Source organism: Streptomyces sp. NTD107, from assembly GCF_059510435.1.
The window spans coordinates 1-15,615 of sequence record NZ_JCAJZV010000015.1 but is presented as its reverse complement, the minus strand read 5'-3'; the positions used below and the strand labels follow the sequence as shown (position 1 = coordinate 15,615).

The following is a 15,615-nucleotide window of genomic DNA, read 5'->3' as shown; positions in this document are numbered from 1 at the left end:
GAAGGACCAGTGGCCGACAAGGCGCGCGCGAAGCGGCTGGCGGACCTCATCCGCGAGGTGATCGCCCAGAAACTCCAGCGGGGTATCAAAGACCCGAGGCTCGGGACCAGGGTCACCATCACCGACACCCGGGTGACCGGCGATCTGCGGGAAGCGACCGTCTTCTACACGGTGTACGGCGACGAGAGCGCCCGCGAGGAGGTCGCCGCCGGACTGAACAGCGCCAAGGGCATGCTGCGCTCGGCGGTGGGCGCGGCGGCCGGGGTCAAGCACACCCCGAGCCTGGAGTTCGTCCCCGACGCGCTGCCGGAGACCGCCCGTAACCTTGAGCACCTGTTCGACCAGGCGCGGGAGCGGGACGAGGAGGTACGCCGTACCTCCGCCGGCGCCCAGTACGCAGGGGAGGCCGACCCGTACAAGGCCGAGGCCGAGGGCGAGAGCGACGAGGACGGCGCGGACAACGCGGACAACGCGGGCGGCGCGGACAACGCGGACAGCACCGAGGACCGTACCGACCGATGAGCAGAGCCAGCGGTGGCCCGGAGGGCATCGTCGTCGTCGACAAGCCCGCCGGGCACACCTCGCACGACGTGGTGGCCCAGCTGCGCGGCATCGCCCGTACCCGCCGTGTCGGGCACGCCGGGACGCTGGACCCGATGGCCACCGGGGTTCTGGTGCTGGGCCTGGGCCAGGCCACCAAGCTGCTGGGGCATCTTGCGCTCACGGAGAAGGAGTACCTGGGCGTCATCCGGCTCGGCCAGACCACCGTCACCGACGACGCGGAGGGCGAGTTCACCGGCGGCGCAGGGGCGTCCGGCGTGGACCGCGCCGCCCTGGACGCCGCGGTGGCGGCGCTGACCGGCGACATCCTCCAGGTACCGGCCAGCGTCAGCGCCATCAAGGTGGACGGCAAGCGGTCCTACAAGCGGGTACGGGACGGCGAGGACGTCGAACTCCCCGCCCGGCCGGTCACGGTGCGCTCCTTCGACGTGCACCAGGTGACCGGGACGGCGGCGGCGGACGGCACCCCCGTCACCGATGTGACGGTGGGCGTGGTGTGCTCCTCCGGGACCTACATCCGGGCGCTGGCCCGCGACGTCGGCGCGGCGCTGGGCACCGGCGGACATCTGACGGCGCTGCGCCGTACCCGGGTCGGCCCGTACGGGCTCGGTGGCCCGGGCGGCGCCCGTACGCTCGACGAGTTGCGTGCCGAACTGACCCCGCTGCCGCTGGCGGACGCCGCGGCGGCGGCGTTCCCGCGCTGGGACGTGGACGAGCGGCAGGCCCGGCTGATCGGCAACGGGGTGCGCGTCGCGGCGCCGCCGGAGCTGCCGGCCGGTCCGGTAGCGGTGTTCGGCCCACAGCGGCGGCTGATCGCCCTGGTCGACACGGCCGGCGACGCGCGGGCCAAGAGCCTGGCGGTCTTCGCCGCCCCCGCACCATCCCCGTCGTGACGGCCCCGGTCGGGGGCCGGGTACCTTGGAGCCGCGGTGGGCCACCGTACCGGCCCAGTGGAACCCGCAAGGAATCAGCGAGGAGCGAGAACGGTGCAGCGCTGGCGTGGCATGGCGGAGATCCCCGGTGACTGGGGGCGCAGCGTCGTCACCATCGGGTCGTACGACGGCGTGCACCTCGGTCATCAGCTGATCATCGGCAAGGCGGTGGAACGGGCCAGGGAGCTGGGCGTTCCGGCGGTGGTGATCACCTTCGACCCGCATCCGATGGAGGTGATCCGGCCGGGCAGCCAGCCGGCGCTGCTGGCCCCGCACGGGCGGCGCGCCGAGCTGATGGAGCGGCTGGGGGTGGACGCGGTGCTGGTGCTGCCGTTCACGAAGGAGCTGTCGCGGCTGTCGCCCGCGGAGTTCGTGGTGAAGGTGCTGGTGGAGAAGTTGCACGCGCTGTCCGTGGTGGAAGGGCCGAACTTCCGCTTCGGGCACCGCGCGGCCGGCACGGTCGCGACGCTGGAGGAGCTGGGGCGCGAGCACGGCTTCGAGGTCCGGGTCATCGATCTGTACGTGCGCGGCGCGGTGGGGGAGGGCGAGCCGTTCTCCTCCTCGCTGGCGCGCCGGCTGATCGCCGAGGGCGACGTGGCGGGCGCGGCGGCGGTGCTGGGGCGTCCGCACCGGCTGGAGGGGGAAGTGGTGCACGGCGCGGCGCGCGGCCGTGACCTGGGCATCCCGACGGCGAACCTGGATGTGGTGCCGGGCTCGGCGATCCCGGCGGACGGGGTGTACGCGGGATGGCTGACGGCGGGGCAGGAGCGCTGGCCGGCGGCGATCTCGATCGGGACCAACCCGCAGTTCGACGGCACCGTGCGCTCGGTGGAGGCGCACGCGGTGGACCGCACCGATCTGGAGCTGTACGGGCGGTGGGTGGCCGTGGACTTCCACTCCTATGTGCGCGGGCAGGAGACCTTCGCCAGCCTGGACGACTTCATGGCCCGGCTGGAGGAGGACAAGCAGCGGGTGCGTGAGCTGCGGGACTGACGGGCCGACACGATGACGGCCGCCGCCGACCTCGGGGAGGTCGGCGGCGGCCGTCGTGCGTGAGCTGCGGTCAGCGCTGGGGCGGCGGGGGCGCTCCCCAGCCGCCCGGCTGCTGCGGGAAGCCGTACCCGGGGTGCTGCGGTTGCTGCGGAGGCTGCTGGTGGGGGTATCCGTATCCCGGCGGCGGCTGCTGGTGCGGCGGCGGGTAACCGTACCCCTGCGGCGGCTGGCCGGGCACCTGGCCCTGCGGGTGTCCCTGGCCGGGCAGCGGCGGCGCCATGTGCGGCGGCAGCCCGCCGTCCTGGGTCCACAGCCCCTGCTGCTGCTGGGCGCGGGCGAAGTCCTCGGCGATCAGCGCGGCGAGATCGAAGTACGCCTGCCGGGTCTTGGGCCGGATCAGATCCAGATCCAGCTCGGCGCCGGCCGCCAGATGCTCGTCGAACGGGGCGACGATCACGCCGCGGCAACGGGTCTGGAAGTGCGCCACGATGTCCTCGACCTTCACCAGCCGGCCGGTCTCCCGCACCCCGGAGATCACGGTGACGCTGCGCTGCACCAGCTCGCCGTAGCCGTGCGCGGACAGCCAGTCGAGGGTGGTGCTGGCGCTACTGGCACCGTCCACCGAGGGCGTGGAGACGATGATCAGCTGATCGGCGAGGTCCAGGACGCCGCGCATCGCGCTGTAGAGCAGGCCGGTGCCCGAGTCGGTGAGGATGATCGGGTACTGCTTGCCGAGCACGTCGATGACGCGCCGGTAGTCCTCGTCGTTGAAGGTCGTCGAGATCGCCGGATCCACGTCATTGGCGAGGATCTCCAGACCCGAGGGCGCCTGCGAGGTGAACCGGCGGATGTCCATGTAGCTGTTGAGATACGGGATCGCGCCGACCAGATCGCGGATGGTGGCACCCGTCTCGCGGCGCACCCGGCGGCCGAGGGTGCCGGCGTCCGGGTTGGCATCGATCGCGATCACCTTGTCCTGCCGCTCACTGGCGAGCGTGGCGCCCAGCGCGGTCGTCGTGGTGGTCTTGCCGACGCCGCCCTTGAGACTGATGACGGCGATCCGGTAGCAGGACAGCACGGGGGTACGGATCACGTCCAGCTTGCGCTGCCGCTCCGCCTCCGCCGCCTTGCCACCGAGCCGGAACCGCGAGCCCGCCTTGGAGGCCGGCTGGGAACGCTGCTTGTTGCGGCGTTTGTCCTGGAGCAGCCGGTCCGAGGACAGCTCCACGGAGGCGGTGTAGCCGAGCGCGCCGGGCTGGGCGCCCTCGTACGGCTGCGTGCCGGGCCAGCCGCCGGTGGCCCGGGGGTCCGGTGCGGGCTGCGCGGGGGCGGGCGGGGCGGGGGCTCCGGGCTGGGCCTGGGCCTGGGCGAACTGCGGCCCGGCGGGCCGGCCGTACGGGAGCAGCCCGGGACGGTCACTCTGATCGTCCTGGCCCGGCTGAGCCGGCTGCTGCTGCGGGTGCGGATAGGGGGCGCCGGGCTGGTGCTGCTGTTGCTGCGGCGGCTGGGGGTAGCCGCCGGGCTGACCGGGCTGCTGATACGGCGCGATGCCGCCCGGGGGCTGGGGCACGGGCTGCGGGTACGGGGCGAGGCCCCCGCCGGCAGCGGGCTGCTGGTGCGGCGCGTGAGCGGGGTCGGGCTGAACGGGCCCCGGGACGCCCGGGTACGGAGCCACCGCCGCACCGGGACCGGGCTGACCCGGCTGGGCGAACGGCGCGCCGGGCTGCTGCCCCGGCTGCGGGTACGGCGCGAGGGCGCCGTCCGCTCCGGGCTGCGGAATGGGCGGCGTACCACCCTGATGCGGCGGCTGAGGCAGCGGCGGCGTGGTGGGCGCGGGGGCCGCGCCCTGCTCCGGCGGGGTGTACGGGGTGAGCGGGCTGATCGGCCCGGGCTGCGGGGCGGGGGGCTGGGCCTTCTGCTCCGCGGCCTCGGCCGCCGCCTGCTGGAGGAAGGCCGGGGGAATGGCGTCCTGCGGCTCTTCCTGCTCCGCGATCCCCGCGGCCGGTTCCGGCTCCTCCTCCACGGGGATCGGCGTTTCCGGCTCCGCGCGGGCGAACTCGACCCGTACGGGCGGCTGATCCTGCGCGGCGTCCGGCGCACTCTTCGGGGTGAAGACAAACGTGGCGTCCGGCGGCGCCCCGGCGGCGCCCATCATCTCCGGCGCGGCGTCGGCGGACTCCGCCGGCGCCCCGGCGGTGGCTGCCTCGGGCACCGCCGGCACGGCCGGCGGTGCCTCGGCCGGGACCGGGGGCTTGATCTGGAAGTCCGGCGGCAGCGGCGGCAGTCCGCCGGGCGGCACGGCCGGCGGCACCGGCGGTACGGGGCCCGGCCCGGCGGCCGGTGCGGGATGCTGCGGCGGGCGCTGCTCCCCGATGGCCTTGCGCACAGCGGCGGCGGAGAACTGGAGCGTCGTGTTGTTCTGCTGCTCACCCTCGCCGTGCGGAGCAGGTGGTTCCGGCGCGGGTGCGGGCACCGACACATCCTGCGGATGCAGCTCCGGGACCGGCCCCCGGTCAACGGGGGCCGGCGCGGGTGCGGGCGTCGGAGCGGGCGGCGGTACGGCAGCCGGCGGGGAAGCGCTCACCGGCGGCGGCACGGCCGCCGCTTCGCTCCCCGTCACGCCGCCCGAATACCAGGCGGGTGGGGTGTAGTCGATGGTGAACTGCCCGGTGTTCTCCGGCCCCTCGTCGAGGAGCTCATCATCGGGCCGTTCGTCAGGGGCGGAGATCTCCTCCCCGGTGCGAACCTTGTCCCGATCGGTGTTCACGACGCCTCCCGCTGCTGATATTGCTTTCTGGCCCGGGCATCATGGGACCGTTACGCGGATGACGGACCTGAGCCCCCGTGCGGTTCCCTCGGCATGGACCGGGGTGAATGTCCCGGCGGCGCTGGGTCGCCGCGACCACTCTCAGCCTAATCATCACAGCCAGGGGCCTCGTACCGCTCCCCACGACCGCGCGACGCGCATCACAGCGGAAACCGGTGCGAGGCGGACAGCGGAGGAAGCCGGCCCGCCGGCCTCGTGATCAACCAGCGTTGTAGTACCGGACACTGCCCACGATCTGCTCAATGGTCTCATCGGAAAGCTCGTCCTCATACCCGGTGTCGGCCATCAGCCCCCACCCCACAAGGTCGTTGTCGGGGCTGAGATAGGAGATCCCGATCACCAGACCGTCCCGTACGGGCCCCGGACACCTTGAGTCGACCTTCTCCGGCAGCCCCGTCACCGTCGCGGTCGTGATGTGACCGGTGATGCCGTGCTCGTTGAAGAACGGTTCCGCCTCGGTCACCTGGATGTCGCCCTCCCCCTTCTGATCAAAGTTCGCCCGCAGGAGATCGACCGCGAGGAGTCGGCTCGCTTCCTCGGTGCCGGTCGCCCCCTGGACATTCGTGGTTCCGGCGGCAGCCCGTGTGTCCAGCAGAGCCTCGGCGCCATCAGCTTCCGCTTCGGCCTGTGCCTCATCGCTCCAGTCGTCGCAGGAATCCTCCCAGAGCACCGCTGGATTGGAGAGAGAGATCGTGATGGCTTCCTGGTCGTCCTCCGTTGTGTCGTTCCACCAGATCACGCTCCCCTCCGGCGCCACCCCCCAGTCGGGCGGGACGTCGAAGGCCGTATACCACATGGCACTGGTCACCAACAGCCAGTCGTCGGCGACCACCGGGTCGGCCTGCTCCGCCATTGGTGCGCGCGGGTCGTCGGGATGACGGGGACGGGAACCGTCCCCACCGCCGGGGCTCTCCGTATCCCCGGCCACCGGCTCGTCCGCCCCACGCGCCGTGCGGCCCGGATCGGTCAGCAGCAGCACGGCGGTGATTGTGGTGAAGGTCAGTGCGGTTGCGCCCAGACCAAGCGCCAGAGCCCGTACCCCGCTCTTCGGATCGCGCCTGCTGCCCTCCTCCTTCACCGGGACCGACCGCAGATAGGCCGGGTCCTGGTAAGGGTTTTGCCAAGGCGGCTGTCCACCGGACGTCATCTGTTCAACCCCTGTATCCGTACTGGTGACACCGCCAACGGTCAGCTGCTGGGATCCAGTCGGCTGGCATGCCCGAGCAGCCCGGCCTCCCCGTCGGTGGGCACCAGCCGCACCAACTGCCGGGCCCGCCGCGTGCACCAGACCGTGGCGTCCTCCGCCAGCGTCGACAGCGCCTCCGTCTGCTGCGCCGGCAACCCCATCAGCGGGCCGATGCGCCCGGCCTCCTCCGGCGACACCCGCTGCACCCCCACCAGAGCGGCGTGCTCGGCCAGCCGGGGCGCGACCGGGCTCAGATAGGGCAGCAGCGTCAGCACCGGCTGCCACGGGGCCGACACCACCCGCCCGCGCGGCGGACGGACACCGCAGTCGCGGACCACCAGCACCGGGCTCCCCAGCGTCGCGCCCAGCGGCGGCACCTTGCCCACCTCGTGCAGCGTCATCAAGTCCATGCCGCCGTCGGCCGCCTGCGCCAGCCGGGTCCACAGCCACGGCCGCCCGGTCTCCACCGCCACCCGGGTCCCGGTGCCCACCGCGCGCAGCGCCAGCACCTGCGCCGTCCACACGCCGCCGATCAGCACGATCTCGTACGGCACCGGGTGATGTATCCCGAGCACCGCCGGCCGCCCCCGGACGTCGACGCCGATCACCACGCCGTCGTCCCCGACCGGCAGCGCCAGCCCGGCCAGTTCGTCCGCCGCCAGCACATGCCCGCCGCCCCGGCCCATCAGTGCCCACCTCCCAGCGGCAGGGTGGCCCGCACCCCGCGCAGCTGCTCGTGATCCATCCGGGTCAGCCCGACCCGTACCCCCCGCGCCGCATGCTGCAACGCGGCGCCGGCTGCCCGCAGATGCTCCTCGCCGCGCCCGGTGACCCGTATGTGCCCGGCTACCGACACCGAGTCCGGGGCGTGCCGGCGCAGCGTCAGCGCGAAGGTGGTGGCGAAGGCCGGCCCGGAGGTCAGCAGCGCCACCAGGCCCGACAGTGGGGCCGCCGTGGCGCCCAGCGCCGGCCAGCGGGTCACCTCGAACGTCGAGTGCCAGCGGTCGTCGCACCGCCACACCCGCGAACTCTCCGCCGTACGACGCGGCCTGGGGCCGTCCCCCTGCCCGATCAGCGTGGTGGTCGCCGGGTTGGAACTGGTGCAGGCGGCCACCGCCGACAGCAACTCCGCCTCCGACAGCACCGTGGCACGGAACCCCGCTCCGGTCAGCCGGCTCGCCAGCTGATCGGCGGCCCGGGTCAGCGCGCGCTGCGCGCCCTTCAACCCGCCACCGCGCTCGGCCACCGCCTCCTGGCAGCGCTCCGGATCCAGCCGCAGTGCCACCCAGGTGAGCCGCAGCCCCGGCGCCATCGCGTGGCCGCCCTGCGCTCCGGCATCCAGCAACTGGGCGTAGTTCCGCCCGGCGATCGCCTGCTCGGGCAACTGCGGCGCCGGCGCCGGCTGGGTGTGCTGCACGCACTGCACCGAATCCAGGAGTATGCCGTCCGTCTCCAGCGCGTCCGCCAGCAGCGTCAGCGGCAACGGGCTGCCCTCCCGCCCGGGTTGCAGCGGGGAACGCGGCGCCTCCACCCGCAGGACGGCCGTCAGCCGACTGCCGTCACCGGCCATGCCCACATCACCGGCCCAGCCCGAGGCGGCACTTCCGGCCGCGCCGCCCTGGCGTGACCGCTGCACCGCGTAACTGCGCAGACCGGGCTCGCACTCGGCGGCCAGCGACAGCAGCGGATCGACCCCGGGGGGCAGCGGGCCCATGGCCTGCCGCCGGCGGCGGCGCAGCGCCCACGCCGCGCCCGCCCACACCGGCAGCGGCTGCCCGCGCCGCCTGGCCACCGCGATCAGCACCAGCACCCCGGCCGGCAGCACCGACGCCGCCAGCAGTGCCCAGCTGTCCGCCGCCCAGCCGCCCAACAGCAGCGCCACTGCCGCCTGTACACAGATCAGCGGCCACACCGCGAACCCCGCACCGGCCGCCGCCGCCCCCGCACCACTGCCCGAGGGCGCCCGCGTACTCCTGGGCACCACGGGCCGATCCCGCTCCGGCGTCGCCGCCGTCACCGTGCTCGTCATCGTCAACGCCCCCCTCCTCCCGGTGATCAGACCGTCACCCGGCATAGTAGATGTCCACTCCGGCAGTCGGCACAGCCGACCCGGACAGTTGACGCAGCTGAACCAGTGCCGCATGGGGGAGGAGCGCCCGGCCATGGCCTCGCGCAAGGACGAGCTGAACGCGTACACCTACGCCAAGAAACGGAGGGTCGCCGCCTTTGTGCAGCCTTCTCCCAGCGGCAGCGACGAGGGCGCCCCGCGCCCGCTGCGCGCCGTCGTGCCCGGCATGGTGGTCGGCGCGCTGGTGCTGGCGGGCTTCGGCGCCTGGGGGATGTTCAAGCCGGCCGTCCCCGCACAGTGGGACAAACCCAACAAGAACGTCATCATCGGCAGCGAATCCACCACCCGGTATGTGGTGCTGACCACCGACGGACGTGACCAACTGCACCCGGTCCTCAACCTCTCCTCCGCGCGGCTGCTGCTGGACCCCGACTCCTTCGACATCGTCAGCGTGGACGAACGCGAGCTGGACAACGGCCGCATCCCGCACGGCGCCACGCTCGGCATCCCGTACGCCCCGGACCGGCTGCCGTCCGCCGCCGACGCCGGGACCGCCAAGCGGTGGGCGGTGTGCCAGCGGCCCAGCGGCGAGGGCGGCAGCGTGCAGCAGGCGGTGTTCGTCCTTGCCGAACGCGACGCCGACCGGGTCGAGGGACGGCAGCGGCTGCGTGACGGGCAGGTGCTGTACGTCACCTCCACCCGCGACGAGGCCCGCTACCTGGTGGACGGAACGGGCACCAAGTACCTCATCGGCGGCCCCGACTGGGCCGGGATGGCCGCGGACGAGACGGAACTGCTGCACCGTTCACTCGTCGGGAGCGAGCACGATCCGCAGCCCGTCACCGAGGACTGGCTGGCCACCTTGAACGACGGCAGCCCCATCGTCTTTCCGCAACTGGACGGTGTCATCGGCGAACCGGCGGGCGTCCCGGGCCTGGTCGCCTCGGCGGACCGGGTGGGGATGGTGCTGCTGGCCCCGACGGGCGCCGGGCCGCAGCACTATGTGGTGCTGCCGGGGAAGGTGGTGCCGATCTCGGAGTTCACCGCCCGGCTGCTGCTGTACAGCCCGGACGCCCGCACACTGGACCAGGTGAGCGGCGCGATGGAGGTCGGCGCGCAGACCTTCACGCCGGCCCCGGCGGCCGACAGCATCGACCGCGACCACCACTGGCCGGCCCACGCCGCCGAGCAGGTCAACGCCCTCGCGGAGGACGACAATCCGCGCGAGACCGTCTGCTCCGTACTGCGCGCGGTGGACGAGGACGACGGCAGCACCGAACTCAGCACCTGGGCCGGCACCGGCTACCCGGCCACCATCGTGAACGAGGCGAGCAGCGCGTACGTCACCCCCGGCTCCGGGTTGCTCTACCGCCAGGTGCAGGGCGAACAGGCCGAGGCCGGCGGGCTGTTCCTGGTCACCGACACCGGGCTGCGGTACGCGGTGGCGGCCGGCGCCACCGCCGAGCAGAGCGCCGACGACGCGCAGATCCGGCTGGGCTACCGGGACGTCACCCCGGTGCCGGTACCGGCCCACTGGTCGCAGTTGCTGCCCGTCGGTCCGCGACTGGCCCGCGACAGCGCGCAGCAGCCGCAGGGCTCATGAGCGGGGGAGCGCGGATGAGACCACTGAACGCACTGGCAGCCGTCACGCTGGCGGCCGGCGTCCTGTACGTACCGTACGGCCCGGCGGGTACGGCCCGGGCCGACGACCGGCGCTGCACCTTCCCGTCCGACCCGATCGGGGAACAGCCCTGGTCGTTGCAGCGGGTGCTGCTCGACCGGCTGTGGCAGGACACCCGGGGCGAGGGCGTACGGGTGGCCGTGATCGACAGCGGCGTGGACGTGGCCAACCCGCAGCTCGCGCAGGCCGTCGACCGGGCGGCGGGCGCGGACTTCACCCCACCCGACCCGCGCGAGGACGACAAACCCACCCGGGAGAGCCACGGGGACGGCACCACGGACACCGTGGGCCACGGCACCAAGGTCGCCGGCATCATCGCGGCCCGGCCCGACGACGCCAGCGGCTTCGTGGGGCTGGCCCCGGGCGCCGTCATCATTCCGGTGCGGCAGAACGACGAGTACGGCAACGGCACCGTCGAATCCCTGGCCTGGTCGATCGACCACGCGGTCGCGCAGGGCGCGCAGATCATCAACATCTCGCAGGACAGCGAGGAGCAACTGCCCGACGACTCCGCCCTGAAGCAGGCGATAGACGGGGCCCTGGCGCGAGAGATCGTGGTCATCGCGTCGGTGGGCAACGACGGCGCGGACGGCGAGCTGAGGGAGACCTTCCCGGCGGCGTACGAGGGCGTCCTGGCGGTGGCGGCCTCGGACCGCAACAACGAGCGGGCCTTCTTCTCCCAGGCCGGCGACTTCGTCGGGATAGCCGCCCCCGGCGTGGACATGGTCTCCACCGTCCCGGGCGGCGGCCAGTGCGTGGACAACGGCACCAGCTTCGCCGCCCCGTACGTCGCGGGCGTCGCCGCGCTGCTGCGCGCCAAACACCCGGACTGGAGCGCGGCGCAGATCGTCGCCCACCTCCAGCAGACGGCGGAGCGCGGGATCCCCGGGCCCGATCCGTACGTCGGCTGGGGCGTGGTGGACCCGGTCCGCGCCCTGACGGACCCCACCGCCCCCGGCGACATCCCGGTCCCGGACGAGCCGGCCCCGCCCGCCCCGGCCCCCGACATACCGGAACTCCAACTGGGCGAGTCCTACGCCGCGCGTGCCGAACGCCTGGGCACGTACGTCCTGCTCACCGGCACCGTGGTGACCGCCTCGGTGGCCGGCACGGCCCTGATCCTCCGCGACCGCCGCCGCCGTCACCACACCCCGAAGCCCTGACCGCTCCGCCCGGGAGAAACACCGCACATGCCCCACCCCCACGGCACCTTCGGCCCACCCATCCCGCCACGACCCGCCCCCACCGGCCACCCCCGCTGGGCTGCCGCCCTGCTGATCGCCCTGTCCCTGGCAGTGCTGGCATCAGCAGGCGGCCTGGTGTGGGCGCTCGAACAGCGGCGCGGCCCGGAACAGACGGCGACCGTCCCGGCGGAACCACCTCCCCTCGTCCCTCTGCCGACGGAGCTGATCGAGGCGACAATGGCCTGGGAGACACCCGCACCTGACTTGAGTTCCTTCAACGAAATGGTGCGCGAAGGCGGAGTCTGGTTGTACGGGGATACGGTGGTGCGGGTCATGCCCGAGGCCCTGGTGTCCTACGCATTGTCCGATGGCGGTGAACGGTGGAGCATGCCTCTGGCGGCAGGACGGGACAGCTGCACGGCCTCCCCTCAGATCAATGCGGGCCGGATCGCTGTCCTCGCGGGAATGGGCTGTGAATATCTGATCGTGGTCGATCTCACAACTGGCGAGGAGCAGATCACCATCCCGTTGACCCCCGCGCGGCTGAACTCGCCATACCGGGAACCGACGATCCTGGGCGACACCGTCGCGGTGGGTTCTCCCAGTGGGGGCGCCGGATTCCGGATCAGTGATGGCGAGCAGCTTTGGTGGACCGAGCCGCAGCAACGTTGTGCCGAGACGGGTTTCACGACGCTGGATGACGCCTTCATTTCCCAGCTGAACTGCGGGACCGGATGCAATGGTCTCGGCGGTTGTGGCTACGGCTACGACGGCACCGGGTTGCGCGCGACAACGGAGGACGGGCAGGAGCTGTGGCGATGGGAATTCGATTATGAGGTAGAAGGATCGGAACTGGAGATCGTGGGCGTGATCTCCGTCGAACCGCTGGTCATCCACGCCCGTCTGGACGGGATGTTCGGCGGTGTCGATCGGGTATTCGTGGTGGAGGACACCAGGAACTCCGAGCTCAGGGAGGTGGAGTACCTGAAGGGCCGGCAAACGTATCCATGCAGTGTGCTGTCCCGTTGGTCGTGCGGGGAGGCCGTCGTCGGCGGGGACTATCTCGCCATCAAGGGGCTGGACACGATCGGGATGTCCATTTTCGACCTGAGGACGGGCGAGCTGGTGGGCGACATCCCCTCCAACAGAAGGCCGATGCGGCCGATCGCCATGGTGGAGGGGGAGTTCCTTGTCTACCGGCCGGAGTTCGACGAAAGCCCGGGAACGTTGCTGGCGATCGACCCCGAAACGCTGGCGGAGCGCACTATCATGACCCTGGATCCGGATGCCGCCCCGGAGAGCGGCATGTGGGGGTTCCTGGGCCTCGGCGTGCGAGTGGTGTGGGACCCGAATACCGAGACCCTGGTCATGGCCGCCACCGACTTCTATACGGACGCCCGCCAACCGGAGACGGCCCTGCTGGCCTACCGGTGACCTTGGGACTGTCGAGTTCTACTCGATGTCGAACTCGCCGTCCCGCGCACCGAGGACGAATGCCTCCCACTCCGCAGCGGTGTACCGCAGCACGGTGTCCGGGTCACTGGAGTTGCGCATGCCCACGCCACCGCCCGGGAGATACGCGATCTCGACGCGCTCCTCCTCGGGGCTGCCGGGGGCGCTGAGCCACTCCACCCCGGAGATGTCCAGCGCGTACAGCTCGTTCTTCTCCCGCTCCTTGCGAGCGGCGATCTCGGCCTCGGTCTCCGTCCCGGACATCGGCGGAGGCTCCCTTCTGCATCCCTCAACGCTGCGGTCTGCGAGCGATCGTAACGCAGCGCACCGGCGCGTGGACTATCGGCTGCGCAACAGCCACTCGGCGGCCAGCACGAGGACGAAGCCGGCCACCAGCACCGCCATCCCCAGCCGGGTCCGCCCGCGGCGGCTCATCTCGATGACGGCGCCCGACAGTACGAAGGCGGCGCCGTACAGACCGAGCGACACCAAGGAGGAGCCGTCACCGAGCTGGATGACGAGCACCACCGCCATCGCGGCCATCGCCGCCGCGGCGATGCCCATGCGCAGCCGTCTGGCCTGCCGTGGGGTCAGCCCCTGTGGTGTCGAAGTCACGTCAAGAGCATAGACGTTCGGTGTGCCTCGGTACTCAGCACCATGGATGAGTATCTGTACGGATGTCCGGTGCGGGAACCGTCACTAGCCTCACTCGCGTGGTTACCCACATGTCTGCCCGATGTAGCCACCGCATAAGATGAGCTACGAACGGCGATCGAGGGGGCACGGGGGGTAGAGAACGATGGGGGTGGGGTATGCCTGACGAAACCGGCCCGTCAGCGGACCTGGTCGTATCCACGGAGGCTCTGGGCCAGTTCCGCGGCCGACTGGACGATTTGCTGACCACCACGCAGACGGCGGGCCTGACGCCTTCACTGATGGCCGCCCTGCGGATGGATCAGTCCAACTACGGCGGGCTCATTCCCGGGATGACACAGATCTCCCACGAGTTCGGCCACGCGGTGGGCCGGCTGGAAGCATTCGTACGGATCCAGCAGGACCTGATCGAAGCCCTGGCCATTGCGACGCTGATCTCGCAACAGGGCTACGAGAACGTCGAGGCGGAGAACTTGGAACGTCTCCAGCAGATCATGGCCCATCTGGCGGAGGACTACACACCACCACCGCCGGTCACTGACGTGGACCTGTACGGCCCACCGGGAATCACGCCCCTGTCGTAGGGGAACCTGCACAGAAGATTGACGGACAGAAGGAGGAGACGTTATGGCTGATGCCAACGCCAGCGGAAACCATCTTGTCGTTGACAGCGCCCTGATCGAAGGACTGTTGTCGGCGCTCGAAGAGGCTCGCGGGATCGTCGACCAGCAGAAGAACAGCTCCGGCGGAGCGCAGGATGCCGTGATGGCGGGATGGTCCGGCGAGAGCGCCAACCAGTTCAACCGAGGGCAGACCGAGGTGAACGTTGACTTCGGCAGACTCTCCACCTCCTTGGAGAAGCTGGCTGACCTCGTCAGGATGAGCAAGGACGGCTTCAGCGCCGAGGAAGAGGAGCTTATCGCCCAGTTCAAGGCGGTCACGGCCACGCAGGTCCAAGGCAATGCCAACATCATGAGTCTCTGAACGAAATCGAGCGACGAGGAGAGCGCAACATGCGATTGACAGCGAACTACAGTTCTCTGACAGAAGGCTCTGAGAACTTCAGGGGAGTTACCGGACGGCTGGAGCGGCTGCTTGAGGACATCCAGTCCTCGATGCGCGCCGTTTCTGCGGGATGGACCGGTGTCTCCAAGGACGCCCTTGACCAGCACATGGCGATTCTGAGTGAGGAAGTGGCCAACCTGAAGGGCGTGTCCTCGGCGACCTCGGTGGCGCTTGGGAACACTGGTCCGGCCTATCAGCGGATGGATCAGCGGGCTGCCAACAACCTGCACTACCCGGCCTGAACATCAGAACTCAGATCTTCGGGGCACCGGGAGTGACCGGTGCCCCGAAGACTGCTTTCAACCAGGGGAGGGTCCGCAGCAATGGGATTCGACGAGGAGTGGGCTCAGGCCCAGACGGACGCGCGAGAGGAGATTGCTCGTACTCAGCTCAATGGCAGCCCGGTATCCTCTGGCGGGGCAGGGCAACTCGTTGTCCATGGTGAGGACATCGGTCCCATAGGAGAGCAGGCCGATGAGCTGGCCACCGCACTTCAGGAACATGGACTGGTGGCTGACAACCCAACGCGAGTGGCGGGAATTCTCCTGCGGACACCCGGATTTGATACCGGCCCAGCCTTGATGGATGTGGCAGAGGCGTGGCAGTCCCAGGTGGAGACGTTGCGGGAGGCCTGCCTTGGGATCTCACAGCATCTCCAGTACACCGTGGTGTCACACGCGGGCGGCGAACTGGAGATTCAGGCTGAGATGGTCAGAACTCAGACATCCGATACCGCTCGCTACATCAGCAGCTTGGCCTGAGGAGAAGCCAGCATGGCCGGTGGGGATCGCCTGGGATTCGAAGACCTTTTCAACGCGTCGCTGGACAAGCTGCACCAGGCGAGACAAAGCTGGGAGGAACAGGTTCAGCGCCTTGCTGAGATGCAGGAGCCAGCGGAAAGCATGGCCGACCGGGCGCGATCGGCAAGCTGGGAGGGCGAGAACGCGGCGGTGACCGTGCCGCACGTATTCGCCCAGGCCGGACAGTTCGAGGCGGCGTTGCAGCAAGCCAC

16 protein-coding genes and 1 pseudogene are annotated in these 15,615 nt (G+C 71.1%); 11 read left to right on the top strand and 6 right to left on the bottom strand.

Annotated features, from left to right (window positions below; genetic code table 11):
- Window positions 1–9 precede the first annotated feature (9 nt).
- The 3 genes from rbfA to AC5WRL_RS24045 all read left to right on the top strand — a co-directional run bounded on the left by rbfA (window position 10) and on the right by AC5WRL_RS24045 (window position 2,486).
- A complete protein-coding gene (rbfA, locus tag AC5WRL_RS24055; RefSeq protein WP_496090742.1) occupies window positions 10–522 on the top strand; it encodes a 30S ribosome-binding factor RbfA in 513 nt (170 codons plus the stop codon).
- A complete protein-coding gene (gene truB / locus AC5WRL_RS24050; protein ID WP_496090741.1) occupies window positions 519–1,454 on the top strand; it encodes a tRNA pseudouridine(55) synthase TruB in 936 nt (311 codons plus the stop codon). Before rbfA ends, truB begins: the two co-directional genes overlap by 4 nt.
- 93 nt (window positions 1,455–1,547) lie before the next feature.
- Complete coding sequence (locus AC5WRL_RS24045) at window positions 1,548–2,486, top strand: bifunctional riboflavin kinase/FAD synthetase (protein WP_496090740.1); 939 nt, start codon at window positions 1,548–1,550, stop codon at window positions 2,484–2,486.
- A gap of 70 nt (window positions 2,487–2,556) precedes the next feature.
- Here AC5WRL_RS24045 and AC5WRL_RS24040 read toward each other — a convergent pair whose 3' ends face one another.
- The 4 genes from AC5WRL_RS24040 to eccE all read right to left on the bottom strand — a co-directional run bounded on the left by AC5WRL_RS24040 (window position 2,557) and on the right by eccE (window position 8,528).
- Window positions 2,557–5,253 (bottom strand): SCO5717 family growth-regulating ATPase, encoded by a 2,697-nt coding sequence (locus tag AC5WRL_RS24040; RefSeq protein ID WP_496090739.1) that lies wholly within the window; start codon window positions 5,251–5,253, stop codon window positions 2,557–2,559.
- Between the two features lie 259 nt (window positions 5,254–5,512).
- Window positions 5,513–6,460, bottom strand: a complete 948-nt coding sequence (locus AC5WRL_RS24035) for a DUF8017 domain-containing protein (RefSeq protein WP_496090738.1) — start codon at window positions 6,458–6,460, stop codon at window positions 5,513–5,515.
- Window positions 6,461–6,501: 41 nt separating this feature from the next.
- Complete coding sequence (locus AC5WRL_RS24030; RefSeq protein ID WP_496090737.1) at window positions 6,502–7,185, bottom strand: hypothetical protein; 684 nt, start codon at window positions 7,183–7,185, stop codon at window positions 6,502–6,504.
- Entirely contained in the window at window positions 7,185–8,528 is a 1,344-nt protein-coding gene (gene eccE, locus AC5WRL_RS24025) for a type VII secretion protein EccE (RefSeq protein WP_496090736.1), read from the bottom strand. The genes AC5WRL_RS24030 and eccE overlap by 1 nt, the downstream gene beginning before the upstream one ends.
- Window positions 8,529–8,661: 133 nt before the next feature.
- On the opposite strand from eccE, the gene eccB reads away from it, so the two are divergent.
- Genes eccB through AC5WRL_RS24010 form a run of 3 tightly spaced genes read left to right on the top strand, consistent with a single transcriptional unit; the run spans window position 8,662 to window position 12,866 of the window.
- Window positions 8,662–10,170: a type VII secretion protein EccB gene (eccB, locus tag AC5WRL_RS24020; protein ID WP_496090735.1), complete on the top strand. Its 1,509-nt coding sequence runs from the start codon at window positions 8,662–8,664 to the stop codon at window positions 10,168–10,170.
- Between the two features lie 14 nt (window positions 10,171–10,184).
- Entirely contained in the window at window positions 10,185–11,411 is a 1,227-nt protein-coding gene (gene mycP / locus AC5WRL_RS24015) for a type VII secretion-associated serine protease mycosin (protein ID WP_496090734.1), read from the top strand.
- Window positions 11,412–11,438: 27 nt separating this feature from the next.
- Window positions 11,439–12,866 (top strand): outer membrane protein assembly factor BamB family protein, encoded by a 1,428-nt coding sequence (locus AC5WRL_RS24010; RefSeq protein ID WP_496090733.1) that lies wholly within the window; start codon window positions 11,439–11,441, stop codon window positions 12,864–12,866.
- A gap of 18 nt (window positions 12,867–12,884) precedes the next feature.
- On the opposite strand, the gene AC5WRL_RS24005 is transcribed toward AC5WRL_RS24010, so the two are convergent.
- Window positions 12,885–13,148: a DUF397 domain-containing protein gene (locus AC5WRL_RS24005; RefSeq protein WP_030738130.1), complete on the bottom strand. Its 264-nt coding sequence runs from the start codon at window positions 13,146–13,148 to the stop codon at window positions 12,885–12,887.
- Window positions 13,149–13,223: 75 nt separating this feature from the next.
- A complete protein-coding gene (locus tag AC5WRL_RS24000) occupies window positions 13,224–13,499 on the bottom strand; it encodes a hypothetical protein (protein ID WP_496090732.1) in 276 nt (91 codons plus the stop codon).
- Between the two features lie 197 nt (window positions 13,500–13,696).
- Between AC5WRL_RS24000 and AC5WRL_RS23995 the strand changes: the two genes are divergently transcribed.
- The 5 genes and pseudogenes from AC5WRL_RS23995 to AC5WRL_RS23975 all read left to right on the top strand — a co-directional run.
- Window positions 13,697–14,122, top strand: coding sequence for a hypothetical protein (locus AC5WRL_RS23995; protein ID WP_496090731.1), 426 nt, complete (start codon window positions 13,697–13,699; stop codon window positions 14,120–14,122).
- Between the two features lie 43 nt (window positions 14,123–14,165).
- Window positions 14,166–14,522: a WXG100 family type VII secretion target gene (locus AC5WRL_RS23990; protein WP_496090730.1), complete on the top strand. Its 357-nt coding sequence runs from the start codon at window positions 14,166–14,168 to the stop codon at window positions 14,520–14,522.
- 29 nt (window positions 14,523–14,551) lie between these two features.
- Complete coding sequence (locus tag AC5WRL_RS23985; protein ID WP_496090729.1) at window positions 14,552–14,845, top strand: WXG100 family type VII secretion target; 294 nt, start codon at window positions 14,552–14,554, stop codon at window positions 14,843–14,845.
- A gap of 81 nt (window positions 14,846–14,926) precedes the next feature.
- Window positions 14,927–15,364 (top strand): hypothetical protein, encoded by a 438-nt coding sequence (locus tag AC5WRL_RS23980; protein WP_496090728.1) that lies wholly within the window; start codon window positions 14,927–14,929, stop codon window positions 15,362–15,364.
- Between the two features lie 12 nt (window positions 15,365–15,376).
- Window positions 15,377–15,615 (top strand): annotated as a pseudogene (locus AC5WRL_RS23975) (hypothetical protein); the annotation flags it as partial.

Bases quoted from the DNA above. Each gene is read 5' to 3' on its own strand.
- AC5WRL_RS23985 (WP_496090729.1), top strand. From the start codon at position 14,552: ATGCGATTGACAGCGAACTACAGTTCTCTGACAGAAGGCTCTGAGAAC.
- truB (WP_496090741.1), top strand. From the start codon at position 519: ATGAGCAGAGCCAGCGGTGGCCCGGAGGGCATCGTCGTCGTCGACAAG.
- eccE (WP_496090736.1), bottom strand. From the start codon at position 8,528: ATGACGAGCACGGTGACGGCGGCGACGCCGGAGCGGGATCGGCCCGTG.
- eccB (WP_496090735.1), top strand. From the start codon at position 8,662: ATGGCCTCGCGCAAGGACGAGCTGAACGCGTACACCTACGCCAAGAAA.
- AC5WRL_RS24010 (WP_496090733.1), top strand. From the start codon at position 11,439: ATGCCCCACCCCCACGGCACCTTCGGCCCACCCATCCCGCCACGACCC.
- AC5WRL_RS24005 (WP_030738130.1), bottom strand. From the start codon at position 13,148: ATGTCCGGGACGGAGACCGAGGCCGAGATCGCCGCTCGCAAGGAGCGG.
- AC5WRL_RS23995 (WP_496090731.1), top strand. From the start codon at position 13,697: ATGCCTGACGAAACCGGCCCGTCAGCGGACCTGGTCGTATCCACGGAG.
- AC5WRL_RS24035 (WP_496090738.1), bottom strand. From the start codon at position 6,460: ATGACGTCCGGTGGACAGCCGCCTTGGCAAAACCCTTACCAGGACCCG.
- AC5WRL_RS24030 (WP_496090737.1), bottom strand. From the start codon at position 7,185: ATGGGCCGGGGCGGCGGGCATGTGCTGGCGGCGGACGAACTGGCCGGG.
- mycP (WP_496090734.1), top strand. From the start codon at position 10,185: ATGAGACCACTGAACGCACTGGCAGCCGTCACGCTGGCGGCCGGCGTC.
- AC5WRL_RS23990 (WP_496090730.1), top strand. From the start codon at position 14,166: ATGGCTGATGCCAACGCCAGCGGAAACCATCTTGTCGTTGACAGCGCC.
- AC5WRL_RS23980 (WP_496090728.1), top strand. From the start codon at position 14,927: ATGGGATTCGACGAGGAGTGGGCTCAGGCCCAGACGGACGCGCGAGAG.